Origin of the sequence: Methylobacterium sp. 1973, from assembly GCF_040545035.1 — a bacterium.
Lineage (GTDB): Bacteria > Pseudomonadota > Alphaproteobacteria > Rhizobiales > Beijerinckiaceae > Methylobacterium > Methylobacterium fujisawaense.
On sequence record NZ_JBEPLA010000017.1, the window covers coordinates 106,609 to 125,186 of the forward strand.

Below are 18,578 nucleotides of genomic sequence, written 5' to 3' on the forward strand. Positions count from 1 at the left end.
CTGCCGGGTCCGGGCGCCGCCTTGCTCCTGCCGCGATCCCTCCGCCGCCCGTACGGGACGGGCGCCGGCAAGCCGAGGACGTGTGCGTGATACCCTGGGTTCATCTCGATACCGGATCCGTGCCCGGGGGCGGCACCGACTTGCGCCTGATGCGGCGCGGCGACGAATTCGCCATCATGGCCGACACGATCGAGCTCATGAACAACCGGCGCAGCGGTTCCGAGGTGGCGCTCGCCGCGATGACCTGCGCGCGGCTCCAGGACCGGCCCCGGGCCCGGATCCTGATCGGCGGCCTCGGCATGGGCTTCACCCTGCGGGCGGCGCTCGAAGGCCTCGGGCCGGAGGCGCAGGTGGTGGTGGCCGAGCTGGTGCCCGCCGTGGTCGCCTGGGCCCGGGGGCCGCTCGCCCACGTCTTCGCCGGCTGCCTGGACGATCCGCGGGTCGACCTGCAGGAGGCCGACGTCAACCGCCTGATCCAGGCCGGCCCGGCGCGCTACGACGCGATCCTGCTCGACGTCGACAACGGCCCGGAGGGGCTGATGCGCAAGGCGAACGACCGGCTCTACGACAATTGGGGCCTGAAGCGCGCCCGCTGGGCCCTGCGGCCGGGCGGCATCCTGGGCGTCTGGTCGGGCGCGCCGGACCGGAAGTTCAAGAGCCGCCTGCAGCGCTCCGGCTTCGCGGTCGACGAGCAGCGCGTCCACGCGAGCGGCCGGGGCAGCGGCCCGAAGCACGTGGTCTGGCTCGGGACCCGGACCGAGGGGCAGGCCGAGACTCGGGGCGAGACTCGGGGCGAGGCTCGGGGTGAGGGCCGGAGCGAGGGCCGGCCGGCGGGCGGCGCCGGACCGCGCGGACCGGCCCAGGGCCGGCGGCGGCCGGCGCGCTAGGGCCGTTCCCGCACGGGGTGCAACCGGGTTCTGTGATTCCCCACCGCGGGGTGACGGGACCGCCGATGCGGCCTCCGCGGCGTTCCGATCCACCCCTCTCCGCCCGAGGGGTCCGCGCTCCGGCCCCTCCGGAGGAGGGGGGGCGGGTCGGACGGCCCTGGTCCGGAGCACGCCATAGCAACGCGGGGAGAACGGCTGTCGCGACCGGGACTGACGCCCAGGGTCGCACCCCCTGTCCCGATGCGGGACGCTTCCGCACATTCCCACCATGGGTGCGACGGGCGGGCATCTCTACACGGTCGAGGTCAGGCCGAGCCGGCATGATCCCGGCCGCTTCACCTGGGCGATCCGCGACCGCGGCAAGCTGGTCCGGGGGTCGTTCCGCCCGTACACCTCCGAGCACGCGGCACGTGCCGTCGCGGAGGCGGAGATCGAGCGGCTCATCGGCCAGGATGGTCGGTCCGGGGGGGCCTAGATCCCGTTCTCGTCCACCCGCCACCGCCAGATCCGCGTGCAGGGCGCTCTGCGCGTCGCGCGGTCCGTCCGCGATCCCGCGCGGTGACATGCTTCAGGTGCATGGCTGAGCGGCCCGACAGGGGAGCATATGCATATCTCCCCGGCGTCCGATCCGTTGCATGCCGCACTGCGGTATCCTATCTTTGCATTGCGGGATGGCGATGGCGTCGCGATCCCGCTGCCCTTCTTGGGCGTTTCCTCCCTAGACTTCGGGCCGCTCCTTCGGGAGTGGCCTTTTTTGTTTGCGCCGACGCACGGTTCGTTGGCGCGGAACCGAGAGCTTGGCGGTACGTTTTTCCGCCATGGAACACTACCGCTCCACCCTCGGTACCACTGCCGTTGCCGTATTCGGGCTGGTGGCGGCCGCGCATATTCTGCATCCAGGCAATTACGAGGTGCAGACACGCCCTGCACGTCCGGTCGTGACGGCTGCGGCACCGGTCGCGCCGGCCGCCTGGGTGAATCCCCCGGCCCACGCGTCCGCACCGGAGACCACCGGGGCGCTGGCAGCTGGCCCGACGCCGCGGATCGCCGCCGCGGTTCCCTCCACGGCGATGCCGACCGCGCCGCTTCCGGCCGAGATGGCACGTCCGGCCGAACCGCTGCGGAAGGCCGTGGCGACGCATCGGCCGAAGGGGGCGGAGCGCGGGTCGCGCCGGGCTGCCCGGCTTCGCCACGCGGCACTCGAGCGCACCGCGCAATCCGATCGGCCCGCCGTCGTCGCCGCGGCCCCCCAGACGGCCCCGGTGGCCGCCCCGTCCCCGAAGATCGATCCGATCGGCGACATCATCCGCGGTCTCGGCCTCGGTCGCGACGGCTGAGCCGCGCCGCGATGCCCCGACTCCGACGCGGCGGAAGGGTGCGTCGCGCACGGGATGGCGAGATCCTTCGGCTGGTCCGGGGGTAGGTGCGCATCGCCGGTGCGCAGAGCGATGCTGTCGCCACGGCGCAGATATAAGTCGGTCGTGATGGACCGGCCCGCCGACGGCAGAACGAACCGGGTGGCGGCGGGTCGCTCGGCTTAGGCGGTCGCCCGGGCGATGCCCATTCCGATCGCAGCCCCTGTCATCTCCGGCGCAAGAGAGGGCGTCATCTGTTTGGGTTGTCGCCGTCCAGGGTGGCGCCGGGGCAGTCGCGCGCCGCCAGGGCGCTGCGGACATGCTCGCGGAAGACCTGGACGCGGGCGGGCAATTCGCGCCCCGCGAGGGTGACGGCGCGCAGATGCGCGCCGCGGGTCGCCCAGGGGCTGAGCACCCGCAGGATCTCCCCCGCCTCCACGGCGCGGGCGGCGACGAGGCTCGGGAGATGGCCGATCCCGGCGCCCGCCAGGGTCAGCCGGTGCGCGGTGGCGAAGTCGCTGACCCGGATGGCCGGGCTCAAGGCCAGCGGCTCGGTACGGCCCTGCCCGTCGGTCAGCACCAGTCCCGCCGTGCCGATCCGCTCCCGGGCGAGGATCAGGTCGTGGTCGCGCAGGCCCGCGAGGTCCGTCGGGGCCGGGCGGCGCAGCAGATAGGCGGGGGCGGCGTAGAGGCCGAGAGCCAGGGTCGCGAGGACCATCGCGCGGTAGCCGGTCTCCTCCGCGCCGCCGAGCCGCAGGGCGAGGTCGATCCGGTTGGCCGCGAGGTCGAGGCGCGCGTCGGTGTTCAGCATCTCCACGGTGATCTGCGGGTAGGCGGTCCGGAAGCTCGCGACGATCTCGGGCATCACCTCGATCCCGAAATCGATCGAGGTCGTGATCCGCAGATGCCCAGTCGGCACCGTGCGGGCGTCGCGGGCGGTCTCGGCCGCCTCGTCGAGGAGGGTCAGGCTCTCCTGCGCCTTGGCGTAGAAGGCCAGCCCCTCGGCCGTCGGCGAGACCGCCCGTGAGGTGCGCGCCATCAGCCGGGCGCCCAGCGCCTGTTCCAGGCGGGAGATCCGTCGGCTGACGCTGCCCTTGGTCTCCTGCAGGCTCGCGGCCGCGGCCGTCACCGTGCCGAGATCGACGACGGCGCAGAACGCCCGAACATCCTCGAGTCCGCCCCGGAAGGTTTCCGTTCTCGCAACCATGGGGTTCCGGATAGCAGGCTCAACCGGTGCCGTGAACGGGTCTACAGGGCTGCTGCGGCGCAGCGAATCGCGCTCGACCGTCTGCTCTGCAGGAGACACCCTTGAAGTCGATTCTCGCCTCCGGCCTGCTGGCCCTGCTGGTCGCCACCCCGGTCGCCACCTCGGTCGCCACCTCGGCGCTGGCCCAGACCCCGCCGACCCGCGATCCGGCGCAGATCCAGGCCGGCACCTACGCGGTCGATCCCGGCCACACCCAGGTCGGCTGGCGCGTGTCCCATATGGGCTTCTCGAACTATGCCGGCGGCTTCTCGGACGTGTCCGGCACGCTGGAGCTGCAGCCGAAGAACCCGGCGGCGGCCAAGCTCTCGGTGAAGATCCCGGTCGCCTCGGTGACGACCACCAGCGCCAAGCTCACCGACGAGCTCAAGGGCGACCAGTGGCTCGACGCCGCCAAGTTCCCCGACATGACCTTCGTGTCCACCAAGGTCACGCCGGCCGGCAAGGACCACGCGAAGGTGACGGGCGACCTGACGCTCCACGGCGTGACCAAGCCGGTGACGCTGGACGTCACCCTGGTCGGCGCCGGCGTGAACCCGCTGAGCAAGAAGTATACGGTCGGCTTCGAGGCCACCGGCACGCTCAAGCGCTCGGAGTTCGGGGTGAAGACCTACGTGCCGCTGATCGGCGACGAGCTGCACCTCACCATCGCGGGCGCCTTCGAGAAGCAGGACTGACACCGGGGGATCGGCCATGGCGAACGGGGTTTCCGCGCGGCGGTACTCCGCCGTGGCGATCCTGCTGCACTGGGCGAGCGCGCTCTCCGTGCTCGTCCTGATCGGCCTCGGGCTGACCATGACGCACGCGGCCCTGGCGCCGCTGCGCCAGTTCCAGCTCTACCAGTGGCACAAGTCGGTCGGCGTCACGGTGCTGGCGCTGACGGTCCTGCGCCTCCTCTGGCGCCTGACCCACCGGCCGCCACCGCACCCGGCCGGGATGCCGGCGCGGGAGCGGCGGGCGGCCGCGGCGGCGCATCACCTGCTCTATCTGCTCCTCGTCGGGCTGCCCCTGACCGGCTGGGCCGTGGTCTCGCTGTCGCCGTTCAACATCCCGACGGTGCTCTACGGCCTCGTCCCCTGGCCGCACCTGCCGCTGGCGGCCCACGTCCCCGACCCCGCCGCCGCCGAGGGCCTCCTCAAGCAAGTCCATGCCCTGGGGGCGTGGTTCCCGGCGGCCCTCCTCGCCGTCCACGTGGCGGCCGCCTTGCGCCACCATTTCCTCCTGCGCGACGACGTGCTGCGCCGCATGCTGCCGGGGCGCCGGCCGTCGACCGCCCCGATCGTGGAGCCCACCCGATGAACGCGCGTCACCTCTGCCTGCTTGCGGCGCTGCAGGGCGCGTTCTTGTGCGTGTTCCTGGGCGAAGCCCTGCCGGCCGCCGCCGCCGAGTGGGCGGTGGATCCGGCCCGGAGCGCGATCCGGTTCTCGGGCGTGCAGGTCGGCGTCCCGTTCACCGGGCGGTTCGAGCGGTTCACGGCCAGCGTGGATTTCGACCCCGCCAAGCCCGAGGCGGGGCACGCGCTCGTGCTGGTCGACCTCGCCAGCGCGCGAACCGGGGACGTCCAGCGCGACGAGGCCATGCCGCAGAAGGACTGGTTCGACGTCAAGGCGGCGAGCCAGGCGCGCTTCGAGGCGACCCGCTTCGTCGACAAGGGGCAGGGCGACTACGCGGCGGTGGGGACGCTGACGATCCGCGGCACGAGCCGGCCGGTGACGCTGCCGTTCCACCTGACCTTCGACGGCGGCGCGGCGCATGCCGTGGGGCGCGTCGGCCTCGTCCGCACCGAGTTCGGCGTCGGCCAGGGGGCCTGGGCCTCGGGCCAATGGGTGGCGCTCGATGTCGGCGTCGAGGTCGACATCGTCGCAACGGCGCAGCCGGCCTCCGGCCACTGATCCCGGCCCCGGTCGACTCCTTCGGCGGGTGTCACGCGCTCCGTCATCGCGAGCGCAGCGAAGCGACCCAGGGTAGCGCGCCCTCCGTAAGTGTGGCGCTCCTGGATTGCTTCGCTGCGCTCGCAACGACGGCGGCCGGGCGTCGGACGCCGCCCCGTCCCGGCCCGCTACCCCGGCCGGTCCTCCGACCCGGTGCCCAGCGCCCGCTGGACCATGACGCTGTCCGACCAGTGGCCGTACTTGAAGCCCACCGCCCGCAGGTAGCCGACCCGCTCGAACCCGCAGGCCTCGTGGAGCCGCAGGGACGCCGCGTTCTCGGCGTCGATGTAGCCGATCATCTGGCGGTAGCCGCCGGCCGCGCAGGCTTCGATCAGGGCCGGCAGCAGCCGGCGGCCGATCCCGGCATGCAGGTGGTCGGGATGCACGTAGATCGAGTGCTTCAGCGTGTAGCGGTAGGCCGGGCGTTTCCGGAACGGCACCGCGTAGGCGTAGCCCGCCACCGCGCCGTCCCGGTCGGCCACGAGGTGGGGCAGGCGCTTCTTGCGCATGGTCTTGCGCCGCCGCTTCAGGTCGTCGGGAAGCAGACGGTCCTCCTCGGCGACGCCGACATCGCTCACGCCCCTGCTGATGTGGTGCTCGTAGATCGCCACCATCGCCTCGACATCCGCATCCGAGGAGGCGCGGATGACGATGTCGGGGCAGGTGCGGGCCGGGACCAGGCCGGGCGTCTCGACCTCGATCTCCATCAGGCCCCCTCGCGTGCCACGTAGGTGTGGAAGCGGATCCGCCCGTCCGGATCGACCTCGCGGTAGACACCCTGGATCTCGGCCTCGAAGCCCGGGAACAGGTTGGCGGAGGCCTCGAACATCTTGAAATAGTCGAGCATGGGCTTGGCCCGGTCGTCCAGGCGCTCGCCCGGCAGCACCGTGCCGATGCCCGGGGGATAGACCAGCATCAGCGTGGTGGCGATCCGCCCCTCGGCCTCGGCGATCGGCACGTAATCGACCTTGTTGCGGGTCAGCAGCTGGGCGGCCTTCTTGGGCGGCATCACCATCTCGGGCAGGTGCTCCGGGGCGAACTGGCGCCGCTGGAGCGTGGAGGTGCCGGCCTCCCGGTGGAAGGCGTGGAATTCGGCGCAGAGGTCGCGCAGGCGCACGCCGCGGTAGCGGTTCGGCCGGCGGTTGACGAATTCCGGCATGGCCTCCTCCAGCGGGACGTTGTCGTCGTGGAGCCGCTTGAAGGCGACGAGGCCCGAGATCAGCGTGCCGGCCTTGGAGGATTCGACCCCCGGGGTCAGCAGGAAGAGCAGCGAGTTCAGGTCGTTCTTCTCGGCGACGATCCGGTTCTCACGCAGGTACTGGGCCACGATCGGCGCCGGCACGCCGTGCTGGGCGTAGGCCCCCGTGTGCCGGTCGAAGCCGGGGGTGAGCACGGTGAGCTTGTTCGGGTCGGTGATCGCGTAGCCCGGCGCGACGTGGGTGAAGCCGTGCCAGCGGGCGCCCGGCTTCAGCTCCCAGTGGCGCGGCGTGGCGGCGAGCTCGTCGGTCGGCACACTTTCCCAAGGCACCTCGGCGCCGTCGGCATTCACCGTCACGTCCGGCACGAAGGGGTCGAAGAACCAGCGCCTTGCGGGATCGCGTTCGTTCTCCTCGAATTCCCGCCGGATCGCCCGGACCTTCTTGCGCCACTCGATCCCGAGCCGGATCGTGTCGTCCCACAGGATCATGCCGGAGCGGCCCTTCATCATCTGGGCGCCGACGTCGAGGGAGGCGAAGAGCGGGTAGAAGGGCGACGTGGAGGCGTGGACGAGGAAGCTCTCGTTGAGCCGCTTGTGCTCGACCCGCCGGGTCTGGCCGCGGATATGCCCGTCGCGGGTGTGGATCTGCGAGGCCTGGGAGAAGCTCGCGAGCTGCTTGTGGGTCGATTGCGTGGCGACGATGCCGGGCGAGGTCTCGTCGAGGCCGGTCAGCCCCATGGCGAAGCGGCGGGCGTAGAGCGGGTGGAACTTCATGAAGCCCGCCCAGGCCTCGTCGAACAGGATGTAGTCGCAGAGGTGGCCGATCTTCTCCAGGATCTCCTGGGCGTCGTAGATCGTGCCGTCGTAGGTGCACTGCTCGATCACCGCGACGCGGAACGGCCGCTCCCGGCGCCACGCCTCGGGATCGGTCACCAGCGGGTTCCGGCGGATCTTCTCCCGGATCCGGGTCTCGTCGAGGGCCTCATGATACATGGGGCCGATCAGGCCGTAGGCGTTCCGGTCCGTTTCCAGAAAGATCGGGATGCCGCCGCCCAGGAACAGGGCGCCGTGATGCGCCGCCTTGTGGTTGTTGCGGTCGAACAGGACGAGGTCGTCCTCCGCGATCAGCGAGGACAGGACGATCTTGTTGGAGGCCGAGGTGCCGTTGAGGACGAAGTAGGTCTTCTCGGCCCCGAAGATCTTGGCGGCCTCCTTCTGGGCCTTCAGCGCCGGGCCCTCGTGGGTCAGCAGGTCGCCGAGGTCGAGGACCGAGTTGTCGAGGTCGTCGCGGAAGATCGCTTCCCCCAGGTGCTCCACGAAGATCCGGCCGATCGGCGACCGGTTGTAGAAGATACCGCCGTTGTGGCCCGGGCAGGTCCAGAGCTGGTTGCCCTTCTCGGCGTAGTCGACGAGCGCGCCGAAGAACGGCGTCTTGAGGGTCTGGGCGTATTGCGTGACCCGGCTGACGAGGCCGCGGGCGATGAATTCCGGGGTCTCCTCCGCCAGGAAGATGTAGCCGTCGATGAAATCGAGCAGTTCGACCGGGATGTCCTCCAGCCGCTTGCGGCGGACCATGATGACGATCGGCATCTCCAGGCCGCGCTTGCGCATCATGTCGATGAGGGCGGCGGCCTTGCCGTCGAGGCCGCGCTTGCCCCAATCGACCACGAGGCAGCCCACCGCGGCGTCGGTCTGCACCGCGATGGCCGCGTCCTCGACCCGCCGGGCGCGCACCACCTCGAAGCCGCGCTGCTCCACGGCTGCCACGATCTGATTGACGCGCGCGCCTTCGAGATCGTCCGGATCGAAGGCGGGGGCGCACATCAGGACCGTGAAGCGACGGTGGAAGTCCATGGAGCCCTCTCTGGCCTCGGATGCAGCGCGTGGCTTTCCGGCCCGTCTGCGACGATTGCATGACAACGTGCGCGGCGGGTGGTCGTGGTGCGGACGAAAGGGCGTGATCCGGGCGCGGTCGGAGCCGTTGGACCGCGGCCTTCCCATCCGCGCCCTCGTCCTGAGGTGCCGGTCGGAGATCGGTCGCGCGGCCCGCGGCAGCAACCCGTCTCAGGGTATCACAGGGCGCGCCGCCGCGCCCAGACATCCGGATTGACCAGTCCGCTCGGCCGCCGGCCTGCCAGCACGTCGACCACGCGGCCGGCGGCGATTTCGGCGGTGCGGATCAGGGCCGACCCGGTGGAACCGCCGACATGGGGCGTCAGGATCGCCCGCGCCTGACGGGCGAGGGGGTGGTCGGCCGGCAGAGGCTCCTGCGCGAAGACATCGAGCCCGGCGCCCGCGATCGTGCCGGATTCCAGCGCCTCCACCAGGGCCGCCTCGTCGATCAGACCACCGCGGCTGGTGTTGATCAGGAAGGCGTCCCGCTTCATCCCGGCGAGCTGGTCCCGGCCGATCAGGCCGCGGGTGGCCGGGGTCAGGGGCACGTGCAGGGAGACGATGTCGGCCTCCGCGAGGAGCGCGTCCACCGAAGGAGCCCGCAGGGCACCGGCATTGGCGAAGTCGGCGTCCGGCCGGCTCGGGCCGTAGGCCAGCACCCGCAGGCCGAGGGCCGTGCCGAGCCGGGCCGTCGCCTGCCCGATCGCCCCGAAGCCGACGAGGCCCAGCGTCAGGCCGGCCAGCTCGATCAGGCGGGCGGTGAACTTGAAGCTGTCGTCGCCGCGTCGGACCGAGCGGTCGGCCTCCGGCAGGGCCTTGGCCAGGGCGAAGATCAGCGCCAGCGTCTGCTCGGCCACCGAGACGGCGTTGGCGCCGGGCGTGTTGACCACCACGATCCCGGCCTCGGTCGCCTCGGCGGTGGCGACGTGGTCGGTGCCGGTGCCGTGCACGCCGATCACCCGCAGGGCCGGGGCCGCCGCGATGGCGCGGGCCGGGAAGCCGGTGTTGCGGGTGATGACGGCGACGCACGGGGCGGCCTCGCGGGCCAGGGTCTCGGGATCCGTGCCGCTCGCCGGACGCGGCTCCAATCCGGCCGCCCGCAGCCGGTCGAGGCCCGCCGCGTGGATCGGCTGGACGATGAGGCACGGACCGGTGATCACGGGAAAACCTCTGCACTAGAGGAGGGGTGACAGGCACGTTTCGCGCCGGGCCCGTCTAGGCGGGGTGGGCAACCCTGGCAACCGGGCGCCCCGGTCTCCGCCGCGGCAACCCGATCGGACGCGCGCGATCCACACCCGATCGCGGTCGTGTCGGGCCCCGCACGCCCCGCCCGGCCCGACGATCCCGGCCGCGCGCCTCGGCCGAGCTCTGGCCCGGCCTTCCGCGAAATCGCCGGCTCGACCGTGCGATGATGAGTGAGGCACTGATAATGATGTCGTTCGGCAATGGAATTCAGTATAGAACGCACTCAATATCGATCACGTAGATCGACCCTGCGTGCGCTGAATATAATTATAATTAATCCAAATGTATTTTTGACACACGTAGAGATATTTGCTGCCTTGCTCCGTGATTCGGAGCTTTCGTCACGACAATGCGGTCTCAAGATTTCTCGGTGTCGGTTTCCGCGCGGAACCGGCGCCGGCGGCGCGCGGCCCGGCCGGTTCTCCCGATGGCTGTCCTGCTGGGCTTCGTCGGTTCCGGGCTGCACGCGGCCCGCGCGGAGGAGGCCGGGGCCGGCCGGGAGGTCCAGCTCGACGAAATCTCGGTCGCGAGCGCGGCCGCGCCGCGCGGACCGGTCCCGGCCTATGCCGGCGGTCAGGTGGCGCGGGGCGGTCGCCTCGGCCTGCTGGGCGATACCGAGATCCAGAAGGCGCCCTTCAGCATCGCCAGCTACACCGACACGCTCATCCGGGACCGGCAGGCGCGGACGGTGTCCGAGACCCTGGTCCTCGACCCGTCGGTGCGCGCCACCCAGACCACGGGGGCGCCGTTCGACTCCTTCTCCATCCGGGGCTTCCCGTCCAACGAGAACACCAGCGGCGAGGTCGCCTTCGACGGGCTCTACGGCATTGCCCCGAGCTTCCGCATCTTCACCGACTACGTGGAGCGCATCGAGGTCCTAAAGGGGCCGTCCGCCGCCCTCACGGGGGTGTCGCCGAACGGCGCGGTCGGCGGCGTGGTCAATATCGTCCCGAAGCGCGCCGGCGCGGACCTGACCCGCGTCACCCTGGATTACGGCTCGACCGCCTGGGGCGGCAGCCAGGTCGACGTCGCCCGCCGCTGGGGGCCGGGACGGGAATGGGGCGCCCGCGTCGTCGGCAGCCTGCACGGCGGCGCCACGCCCTTCGACCGCCAGACCGAGACGACCGGCGTCGGGGCCCTGGCCCTCGACTACCAGGGTGACCGGTTCCGCGCGTGGCTCTACCTGCTGGCGCAGACGGACCGCTTCAACGCGCCGCTGCGCCCGTTCCTCCTGCGGGCCGGCGTGCCCGTACCGCGAGCGCCCGACGGTCGCCTGAACCTGACCCAGCCCTGGGAATACTCGGACGTCGACGATCGCGGCGGCCTGCTGCGCACCGAGTACGACCTGACCGATCAGGTCACGCTGTTCGCGGATGTCGGCGGCGGGCAGACCGGAGTGGAGCGGTACTTCCAATCGGCGCCGACGATCCTCAACGGCCGCGGCGACACGACCAGCACGCCGCAATTCTACGCCCTCGGCGTCGACCGGCTCACCTACGACGGCGGCGTCCGGGCCAAGTTCGAGACCGGATTCATCCGCCACGCCCTCACGCTTCAGGGCTCCGTGTACGACGAGGCGACGGGACGGCGGTTCTCGCCCGGCCGGGGCGCCTACCTGTCGAACCTCTACGCGCCGGCCCTCGTCCCGTACATCGCGCCGATCTACGGCATCGGCCGGCCCCGCCTGTCCGACAGCACCCTGTCGGGGATCGCGGTGGCCGACACGCTGTCGGCCCTCGACGAGCGCGTCCTACTGACCCTGGGTGTGCGCCGCCAGCGCGTGGAGGCGCACAATTACCTGTCGAATGTCGGCACGCTGGCCTCGTCGTACGACAAGAGCGCCACGACCCCGATGGTCGGTCTCGTGGTGCGGCCCTGGGACTCGGTCTCGCTCTACGGCAACTACATCGAGGGCCTGAGCCGCGGCGACGTGGCTCCGGCGGTGGCGACCAATTCCGGCACGATCCTGGCGCCCTACGTGGCCCGGCAGGTCGAGGCCGGCGTGAAGCTCGATCTCGGCCGGTTCGGCGCCACGCTCGGCGCGTTCCGGATCACCAAGCCCGCGGGCGAACTCGGCCCGCAGGGGCGCTTCGCGGCAACCGGCGAGCAGCGCGTCGGCGGCCTCGAACTGAGCCTGTTTGGCGAGATCACGCCGCAGGTGCGCGTGGTCGGCGGCGTGACCCTGCTGGACGGACGCCTCGTCCGGACGGCGCTCGCCGCCAATCGCGGGCACCGGCCGATCGGCGTGCCAGAGGTCCAGGCGAGCCTGGGCGCCGAGTGGGACCTGCCCGGGTTGCCCGGCCTGACGCTCAACGGCGCCGTCATCTCCACCGGGCGGCAGTTCGTCGACCTCGCGAACACCCAGGCCCTGCCGGCCTGGGCCCGCCTCGACCTCGGCCTGCGCTACACGACCCTGGTCGCCCAGCGGCCGACGACCTTCCGGGCCAGCATCCTCAACGTGACCGACGCGCGGTACTGGACCGGGGTCGCGTCGTTCGGCACCTTCTTCCAGGGCGCGCCGCGCACCTACCTACTGTCGATGGCGGTGGATCTCTGAGCCGGACCGGAGCGGCCATGCTGCTTCTGACGGGCCGCGCGATGTTTCACGGGAAACACTTTCTTAACCCTGAGAGTCGGGCGTGCGGGAGCCGCCCGCTGTTGCAGCGGCGCCGTCGCGGCGCGGCGCCTGCCGGGTTACCACCGGTCCACCATGACCACATCGAGCTGGCGCACCCTCCGCAACGAGCAGGCCCGGGCGCGACTGGAGAAAGCCCTGCCGGCCATCTTCCCGGCACCGGTCCTCCAGCACGCCTTGGCGCGCCCGCTGATCCCGCCGACACCGCGGCTCGCCGTCGAGAGCTACTGGCGCAACCACATCCTCCGCGCCGACCGGCTGGCCCGGGCGCTGGCGGCCCGCTCCGGGACGCCCGAGGGCTGGATCTGGCAGCTCGGGGCCGAGGGCCGGGCCGGTAGCTTCCGCATGCCGCCGGCACCCTACCGCAATCCGGTCTTCGCCCGCGGCCGGGGCGTCTGCTGCATTTGCGGTCAGCCGGTCTACCGGTTCGGCTGGCACCGGGATCTCTGGGCGCGCGGCGCCCCCAACACCAATGCCGGCTGGCACGCGGCCTGTGTCGCGGCCTGGAAGTTCTGGATCGCGCCGCATGCCCAGGTCCGGGCGCTGAAGCTCCGCCAGCGGCATCGCTGCACCACCACCGGCAAACGCCTGCTGAAGACGGCCGAGGTCGACCACACCTTGCCGCTCTACCGGGTCTGGCGGGAGCACCGCGACGCGCCCTGGCCGGTGCTGCTCGGCTATTGGGGGGCGCCGAACCTGCAGGTGGTCAACCGCGCCGCCCATGTCGACAAGTGCCGCGACGAGGCGGCCGAGCGCTCCCGGACCGTGCAGCGCGCCCGTTTCCGGGTGGTCGAGGACGAGTCCGGGTTCAGCGTGGTCGAGGAGGAGTGACCGGCCGGCTCAGCCGTCCAGGGCCTCGAAGGCCCGCGACAGGTCGGCCAGCAGGTCGGCTTCCGCCTCCAGGCCGACGGAGAGACGCAGCAGCCCGTCGGTGATGCCCGCGATGGCGCGCGCCTCCGGGTCCATGGCCGCATGCGTCATGGTCGGCGGATGGGCGATCAGGCTCTCGACGCCGCCCAGGGATTCGGCCAGCGTGAACACCCGCAGGGCCTCCACGAAGGTCTTCACCGCCGCACGGCCCCCGGCGAGCTCGAAGCTCAGCATGGCGCCGAAGCCCGCCTGCTGCATCTTCGCCAGGGCGTGTCCCGGATCGGTGGGCAGACCCGGGTAATGCACGCGGGCCACCGCCGGATGCGCCTCCAGGAAGGCCGCCAGGACGGCGGCGTTGCGCTGCTGCTGCTCCACCCGCACGAACAGGGTGCGCAGGCCCCGGAGCGTCAGATAAGCGTCGAGGGGCGAGCCCGTGACCCCGATCGTGTTCGCCCAGGCGGCGAGTTCCTCCCCAACGGCCTTGTCAGCGGCGACCACGACCCCGCCGATGACGTCGGAATGGCCGTTCAGGAACTTGGTGGTGGAATGGACGACCAGATCCGCCCCGAGGGCGATCGGCTGCTGCAGGGCGGGCGACAGGAAGGTGTTGTCCACCACGGCCAGCGCGCCGGCCGCCTTCGCGTCCGCGGTGATGCGTCGGATATCCACCACGCGCATCAGTGGGTTGCTGGGCGTTTCGATCAGCACGACCTTCGGCCCTTCGGCCAGGGCCGCCGCCCGCGCGTCCGGATCGGTCTGGTCGACGAAGGCCACGCGGTAATGCCCGCGGGCGGCGCGGAAGCTCAACAGCCGGTGAGTCCCGCCGTAGCAATCGTGCGGTGCGACCAGGAGATCGCCCGGCCGCAGGCTCGACAGCGCGAGATCGAGGGCAGCCATGCCGCTCGCCACCATGACGGCGCGGGCGCCGCCCTCGAGCTTGGCGATCGTGTCGGCGAGGGCGTCCCGCGTGGGGTTGCCGAGACGCGAGTAGTCATAGGGTCCGGCCTGCTCGAAGGCCGGGAACTTGAAGGTCGTCGACAGGTGGATCGGCGCGATCACCGCGCCGAAGGCCGCGTCCTGGGCCACGCCGTTGGCCGCCGCAACGGTACGGGCCGCAAATCCCTCTGACATCGCCTCGTCCTCCATGCAGAGATCGTCCGCACTGTCCAACCGGAGCGAACGGGCGTTCTTTATGCAGAACGTATCAGACTTTCAAGAGAACGATCCCGCGTTCATGCTGGGACGGTCAGCGCCCGGCGACGCCACGGCCAGGGCGCCATGCCGGCGAAGACCTGTCCCGTCGGATCCGCGCGCGCAGCAGGGCCGCCGCCCGATAGCCGAGCATCACGGTGGACAGTCCGTAGCGCAGGACTGTGTCGCCCCGGCGGTCAGGTCGCCGCCTTGGCCGGGCATGACGACCGTGTGCCAGTGCCGCAGGCCTTGTGCGCGCTGCGGGGTGAACGCGTCGAACAAGGTGTTCCTGTCGGTGGCGGACAGGGGCAGGCACAGGGCGCCACCGGTCATGCCCGGGGGCTCCGGAGGTCGTGCGGCCGCGTCATCGGGTCCTTCGAGATCGGCCACGATGACACCCTTTCGCCCGCCCGCCGCGGCGGAGTCAGGCGGTGCGAGTCTCGCGCACCGCCGCCGGTGGCGTCTCGTCCGCCACGGCCGGTGCGGCGGCCCGCACGCCCTCGGCCTCCTGCGCCAGGGTGCGGGCCAGGAGACCGGCCCGTCCGGCCCACAGGTCCCGTTCGTCGCGCAGGACCTCAAGCCGGTCCGCGGAGGCGGCCAGTGCGACGCGCAGGCCGTCGATCTCCGCCCGCAGGTCGGTCGTACGCTGCCGCTCGCTCGCCAGGGCCGCCTTGAGCACGCTGAGGGCGGCTTCGGCCGCGCCGCGCGTCCCGGCGGGGCGACGCAGGACCGGTGCGGCCCGCGGCGCCCGATCCGACCCGGCAGGAGCCGGCGCCGGGGCCTGGGATGCGGGCTCCGGACGCAGCCGCGCGATCTCGGCCCGCACCTGCGCGACGTCGAGCCCGGCAGCCGCACGCGGCTCGGGCCCGGCCGCTAAGGGCGCGCGCTCCACGGGAGCGCTCTCCAAGGGGGCGGCCTCCACGGGGGCAGCCTCCAAGAAGGCTGTCGCCACGGGATTGGCCCCCACGACCGGGAATCCCTCTTCCTCGAGAACGAGCCCGTGCAGCATGGCGAAGACCCGGTCGCCGTCGAGGCGCGCGAGGTCGAAGCCGCTCTCGGCCGAGAGGCTGCTGAAGCGGGCCTGCCCGCTGGACGACTGGCCCACGAACGCCATCGACCAGTTGGCGAAGGCGCGGCTCTCCGCCGGGCCGCATTGCAGGACCGTGACGTCGTCGTGCCGCAGGTCGCGCTGGATCCGCTCGAAGGTCGTCTCGACCCCCCGACGCGGACCTTCGAGCACCTGCGTGAAGGCGCCCGCGTTGAACATCAGGGCGCCGGTTACCCCGAGGGCCGCGTTGTTGCGCTGGGACGCGTCCAGGATCTGGCGGACCGCGGCCATCACCTCCGGCTCCGAGCCCTGCAGCAGGTTCTTGCTGGCATAGACGAGACGGTAGAGGTCGCTCATGGCAAGGCGTCCCGAAGGCAAGAGTGATCAGGTCTGCGGAAAGCCGGCGAAGACCTGGCGCAGGTCCTCGGCGGGTACGGGCTTGCTGATGAGGTAGCCCTGCACGTCGGTGCAGCCCTCCAGGCGGATGCGCTGCATCTGCTCGGCCGTCTCGACGCCCTCGGCGACGGTGGTCATGCCCAGGCTCTTGCCCAGGCCGGCGATCGCCCGGATGATCGCCTCGCCGTCGGGCTTGCTGGTCAGATCCTTCACGAAGGAACGGTCGATCTTGATCTTGTCGAAGGGGAACGAGCGCAGGTAGCTCAGCGACGAGTAGCCGGTGCCGAAATCGTCCATGGAGACGCGCACGCCGAGTTCCCGCAGCCGGTGCAGGGTCTGGAGCGTCCTGTCGTTCTCCTGCAGCAGGACGCCCTCGGTGATCTCCACCTCCAGCCGCCGGGCGGGCAGCCCCGAGCCGGCCAGGGCCGAGATGATCGTCTCCACCAGCCGGTCGCTCTTGAACTGCGCCGGCGAGACGTTGACCGCCACCGACATGTGCTCCGGCCAGGTCATGGCGTCGCGGCAGGCCTGGCGAACGACCCACTCGCCGATCGGGACGATGAGGCCGATCTCCTCGGCGAGCGGGATGAAGTCGAGGGGCGAGACCAACCCGCGTTCGGGATGGCGCCACCGGATCAGGGCCTCGCAGCCGATCAGCGTGCCGCTCGCGAGCTGCAATTGCGGCTGGAAGTGCAACTGGAATTCCCGCCGGGCGAGCGCCTGCCGCAGGTCGAGTTCGAGCTTGCGGCGCGCCTGCATGCGCGCATCCATCTCCGGCTCGAAGAACCGGTAGGTGCCGCGGCCGTCGAGCTTGGCCCGGTAGAGGGCGAGGTCGGCGTTCTTCAGGAGCCGGTCGGCGTCGGTCCCGTCCTCGGGGGCGAGCGCCACGCCGACGCTGGCGCCGATCGTCAGGAGATGGCCCTCCACCATGTAGGTGCGGCCGATCAGGTCGACGACGCGGCGGGCGAGGGCCTGCGTGCCCGCCGCGTCGCGGATCCCGGCCTGGAGGATGACGAACTCGTCGCCGCCGATCCGCGCCACCGTGTCGGTGGGCCGCACCGTCGAGCGCAGGCGGTCGGCGACCGTCTCCAGCAGCGCGTCGCCGATCGGATGACCGAGCGTGTCGTTGACCGGCTTGAACCGATCGAGGTCGATCAGCAGCAGGGCACAGCACTCGCCCGTGCGCGCGAGACGCGCGAGAGCCTCGGCGAGACGCTCGCGCAGGAGCAGGCGGTTCGGCAGACCGGTGAGGGGATCGCGCCGCGCCATCGCGTCGGCCCGGGCTTCCGTGGCCTTCCGGGTGCTGACATCCTCCAGCGAGACGACCCAGCCGCCCGTCGCGAGAGGATGGAGTTCCACCTGGACCGTGTGGTCCCGGTGCCGCAACTCGAACACGACCGGCTGCCGCCGGGCCAGCGCGCGGCGGAGGCTGCGCAGCAGGGCGCCCCGCGGCGGGGCGGTCCCGGCCCGCAGGGCCCGCAGCAGCGGGATCGCCGAAGCCTGCACCCGCAGCGTGACATTGAGGCCGGCCAGGAGCTGCCGGGCCGGGGCGTTCGCCGCGATGACCGTCCCGGTGGGGTCGATCATCAGCAGACCCTGCCGGACCGCGTCGAGAAAGGGGAGCAGGGGATCGCGCCCGACGCCCCGCTCCGGCAGGGGCGGACGCGCCGCCTCCCGGCGCGACAGGTCGGCAGGCTGGGGATCCGCGCGCATGCCTAAGGGGCCTCGGAGTGAGCCGCCGGGCAAGCTGCGGCTGGAAACAGGGACTCCATAGATGCGAAGATGCTAATTCCATCTTTAAGGACCAGAAGATCGCGGGCTTGATCTGCGTTCAAGACTGCGAATGCGATCGTGTCGCTCGCCGCCGCCCGGTCCGCTGCGCTCATGCCATGAGCCCGGTACTCTTCAGGGAGCCGCGGGCGGGGGCGGGCGTCGGCGATCGCGGCGATCCGCAGATTTCCGGCCGGCGCGCCCGGCCTGTCGGCCGCGCGAGGGGGATCGGTTCGGGCACCCGGACAGGACGCTTGCGAAACCGCCGGTCCGCGGAGGACTACAGGCGATGCGGCGGCGGTCGGTCGGGCGCGGATGCCGAGGTGTGCATCCCGGGCTTGGCCGGCCTGCGCCCGGCCCCTTGCGTCGCGCGGCGAGCCCCACTAAATCCGCTTCACCGGACGCGACGGCACGCCGTCCTCCGGTCCTTCCAGCAGCATCGCCGGCCAGCGACGACCCTCAGGGTCGGATGGTCGTCGGACTTGAGCCTAGGCTCAACCCGCACGCGGCGACTGAGGGAGCGTCCATCGTCCAGCGCTTCACCGAAGGGCCCCCGGGCCGTTCTGCGTTGCGCTTTGTCGACGGAGGCACCGGAGACCGGCTCGACCGGTTCGGTTCTTTCGCCGGGAAAAAGGCGGTTGACACGGAAGTCTGGGGCGGCTTATACGGCGCCTCCCGACGCGGTCCGGAAGAAAAACGGAGCGGGTCGGACGGACTTCCCGAGGTTTAGAAAAGTAGATCTGGCGAAAGCCAAGGTACTTGACTTCTCCTCGAAAGGTAATTACGAGAGTGATTACTGATCTTTGACAAGTTGGAATTGAGGAAGGGAGACGCGGGCGGCGTTTGTCCTTGCGGCCAGGCCTTAGGGTCTGGCGTGAGAGACTTGTGCCGATCT

15 protein-coding genes are annotated in these 18,578 nt (G+C 71.4%); 8 read left to right on the forward strand and 7 right to left on the reverse strand.

From position 1 onward, the window contains the following. The first annotated feature begins 86 nt into the window (after positions 1–86). The 3 genes from ABIC70_RS25180 (at position 87) to ABIC70_RS25190 (ending at position 2,224) form a co-directional block, all read left to right on the forward strand. On the forward strand, positions 87–887 hold the full coding sequence (locus ABIC70_RS25180) for a spermidine synthase (protein WP_354441732.1): 801 nt from the start codon (positions 87–89) through the stop codon (positions 885–887). A gap of 268 nt (positions 888–1,155) precedes the next feature. Continuing rightward, positions 1,156–1,362 carry a hypothetical protein gene (locus ABIC70_RS25185; RefSeq protein WP_043348747.1) on the forward strand — a complete coding sequence of 69 codons (207 nt, stop codon included), beginning with the start codon at positions 1,156–1,158 and terminating at the stop codon, positions 1,360–1,362. Positions 1,363–1,684: 322 nt separating this feature from the next. Continuing rightward, positions 1,685–2,224: a hypothetical protein gene (locus tag ABIC70_RS25190; RefSeq protein WP_236961915.1), complete on the forward strand. Its 540-nt coding sequence runs from the start codon at positions 1,685–1,687 to the stop codon at positions 2,222–2,224. A gap of 268 nt (positions 2,225–2,492) precedes the next feature. On the opposite strand, the gene ABIC70_RS25195 is transcribed toward ABIC70_RS25190, so the two are convergent. Further along, positions 2,493–3,449, reverse strand: a complete 957-nt coding sequence (locus ABIC70_RS25195) for a LysR family transcriptional regulator (RefSeq protein WP_354441735.1) — start codon at positions 3,447–3,449, stop codon at positions 2,493–2,495. A 101-nt stretch (positions 3,450–3,550) separates the two neighbouring features. Between ABIC70_RS25195 and ABIC70_RS25200 the strand changes: the two genes are divergently transcribed. From ABIC70_RS25200 to ABIC70_RS25210, 3 genes are read left to right on the forward strand one after another with little or no spacing between them, the layout of a single operon-like run. Next, the gene (locus tag ABIC70_RS25200) at positions 3,551–4,183 is read left to right on the forward strand and encodes a YceI family protein (protein ID WP_354441737.1); all 633 of its coding nucleotides are present in this window, start codon (positions 3,551–3,553) and stop codon (positions 4,181–4,183) included. 16 nt (positions 4,184–4,199) lie between these two features. Further along, entirely contained in the window at positions 4,200–4,805 is a 606-nt protein-coding gene (locus tag ABIC70_RS25205; protein WP_354441739.1) for a cytochrome b, read from the forward strand. Then, positions 4,802–5,398, forward strand: a complete 597-nt coding sequence (locus tag ABIC70_RS25210) for a YceI family protein (protein WP_354441741.1) — start codon at positions 4,802–4,804, stop codon at positions 5,396–5,398. Before ABIC70_RS25205 ends, ABIC70_RS25210 begins: the two co-directional genes overlap by 4 nt. Before the next feature lie 167 nt (positions 5,399–5,565). Here ABIC70_RS25210 and ABIC70_RS25215 read toward each other — a convergent pair whose 3' ends face one another. The 3 genes from ABIC70_RS25215 to ABIC70_RS25225 form a co-directional block, all read right to left on the reverse strand. After that, entirely contained in the window at positions 5,566–6,144 is a 579-nt protein-coding gene (locus ABIC70_RS25215) for a GNAT family N-acetyltransferase (RefSeq protein WP_043348725.1), read from the reverse strand. Beyond that, entirely contained in the window at positions 6,144–8,489 is a 2,346-nt protein-coding gene (locus ABIC70_RS25220; RefSeq protein WP_043348722.1) for an Orn/Lys/Arg family decarboxylase, read from the reverse strand. Before ABIC70_RS25220 ends, ABIC70_RS25215 begins: the two co-directional genes overlap by 1 nt. Positions 8,490–8,707: 218 nt before the next feature. After that, positions 8,708–9,688, reverse strand: coding sequence for a hydroxyacid dehydrogenase (locus ABIC70_RS25225; RefSeq protein WP_354441744.1), 981 nt, complete (start codon positions 9,686–9,688; stop codon positions 8,708–8,710). 512 nt (positions 9,689–10,200) lie between these two features. On the opposite strand from ABIC70_RS25225, the gene ABIC70_RS25230 reads away from it, so the two are divergent. Both ABIC70_RS25230 and ABIC70_RS25235 read left to right on the forward strand, forming a co-directional pair. Then, complete coding sequence (locus tag ABIC70_RS25230) at positions 10,201–12,330, forward strand: TonB-dependent receptor (protein ID WP_354441746.1); 2,130 nt, start codon at positions 10,201–10,203, stop codon at positions 12,328–12,330. A gap of 153 nt (positions 12,331–12,483) precedes the next feature. Then, a complete protein-coding gene (locus tag ABIC70_RS25235; protein WP_354441748.1) occupies positions 12,484–13,239 on the forward strand; it encodes a hypothetical protein in 756 nt (251 codons plus the stop codon). Positions 13,240–13,248: 9 nt separating this feature from the next. Here ABIC70_RS25235 and metB read toward each other — a convergent pair whose 3' ends face one another. The 3 genes from metB to ABIC70_RS25250 form a co-directional block, all read right to left on the reverse strand. Beyond that, positions 13,249–14,409 (reverse strand): cystathionine gamma-synthase, encoded by a 1,161-nt coding sequence (gene metB, locus ABIC70_RS25240; protein ID WP_354441750.1) that lies wholly within the window; start codon positions 14,407–14,409, stop codon positions 13,249–13,251. Between the two features lie 484 nt (positions 14,410–14,893). Next, the gene (locus tag ABIC70_RS25245) at positions 14,894–15,874 is read right to left on the reverse strand and encodes a BLUF domain-containing protein (RefSeq protein WP_354441752.1); all 981 of its coding nucleotides are present in this window, start codon (positions 15,872–15,874) and stop codon (positions 14,894–14,896) included. Positions 15,875–15,901: 27 nt separating this feature from the next. Next, the gene (locus tag ABIC70_RS25250; RefSeq protein ID WP_083683626.1) at positions 15,902–17,626 is read right to left on the reverse strand and encodes a putative bifunctional diguanylate cyclase/phosphodiesterase; all 1,725 of its coding nucleotides are present in this window, start codon (positions 17,624–17,626) and stop codon (positions 15,902–15,904) included. Between the last annotated feature and the right edge of the window lie 952 nt (positions 17,627–18,578).

Excerpts from the sequence above, each read along its gene's own strand:
- ABIC70_RS25250 (WP_083683626.1), bottom strand. The coding sequence starts at position 17,626 with ATGCGCGCGGATCCCCAGCCTGCCGACCTGTCGCGCCGGGAGGCGGCG.
- ABIC70_RS25185 (WP_043348747.1), top strand. The coding sequence starts at position 1,156 with ATGGGTGCGACGGGCGGGCATCTCTACACGGTCGAGGTCAGGCCGAGC.
- ABIC70_RS25220 (WP_043348722.1), bottom strand. The coding sequence starts at position 8,489 with ATGGACTTCCACCGTCGCTTCACGGTCCTGATGTGCGCCCCCGCCTTC.
- ABIC70_RS25195 (WP_354441735.1), bottom strand. The coding sequence starts at position 3,449 with ATGGTTGCGAGAACGGAAACCTTCCGGGGCGGACTCGAGGATGTTCGG.
- ABIC70_RS25205 (WP_354441739.1), top strand. The coding sequence starts at position 4,200 with ATGGCGAACGGGGTTTCCGCGCGGCGGTACTCCGCCGTGGCGATCCTG.
- metB (WP_354441750.1), bottom strand. The coding sequence starts at position 14,409 with ATGTCAGAGGGATTTGCGGCCCGTACCGTTGCGGCGGCCAACGGCGTG.
- ABIC70_RS25230 (WP_354441746.1), top strand. The coding sequence starts at position 10,201 with ATGGCTGTCCTGCTGGGCTTCGTCGGTTCCGGGCTGCACGCGGCCCGC.
- ABIC70_RS25215 (WP_043348725.1), bottom strand. The coding sequence starts at position 6,144 with ATGGAGATCGAGGTCGAGACGCCCGGCCTGGTCCCGGCCCGCACCTGC.
- ABIC70_RS25245 (WP_354441752.1), bottom strand. The coding sequence starts at position 15,874 with ATGAGCGACCTCTACCGTCTCGTCTATGCCAGCAAGAACCTGCTGCAG.
- ABIC70_RS25210 (WP_354441741.1), top strand. The coding sequence starts at position 4,802 with ATGAACGCGCGTCACCTCTGCCTGCTTGCGGCGCTGCAGGGCGCGTTC.
- ABIC70_RS25235 (WP_354441748.1), top strand. The coding sequence starts at position 12,484 with ATGACCACATCGAGCTGGCGCACCCTCCGCAACGAGCAGGCCCGGGCG.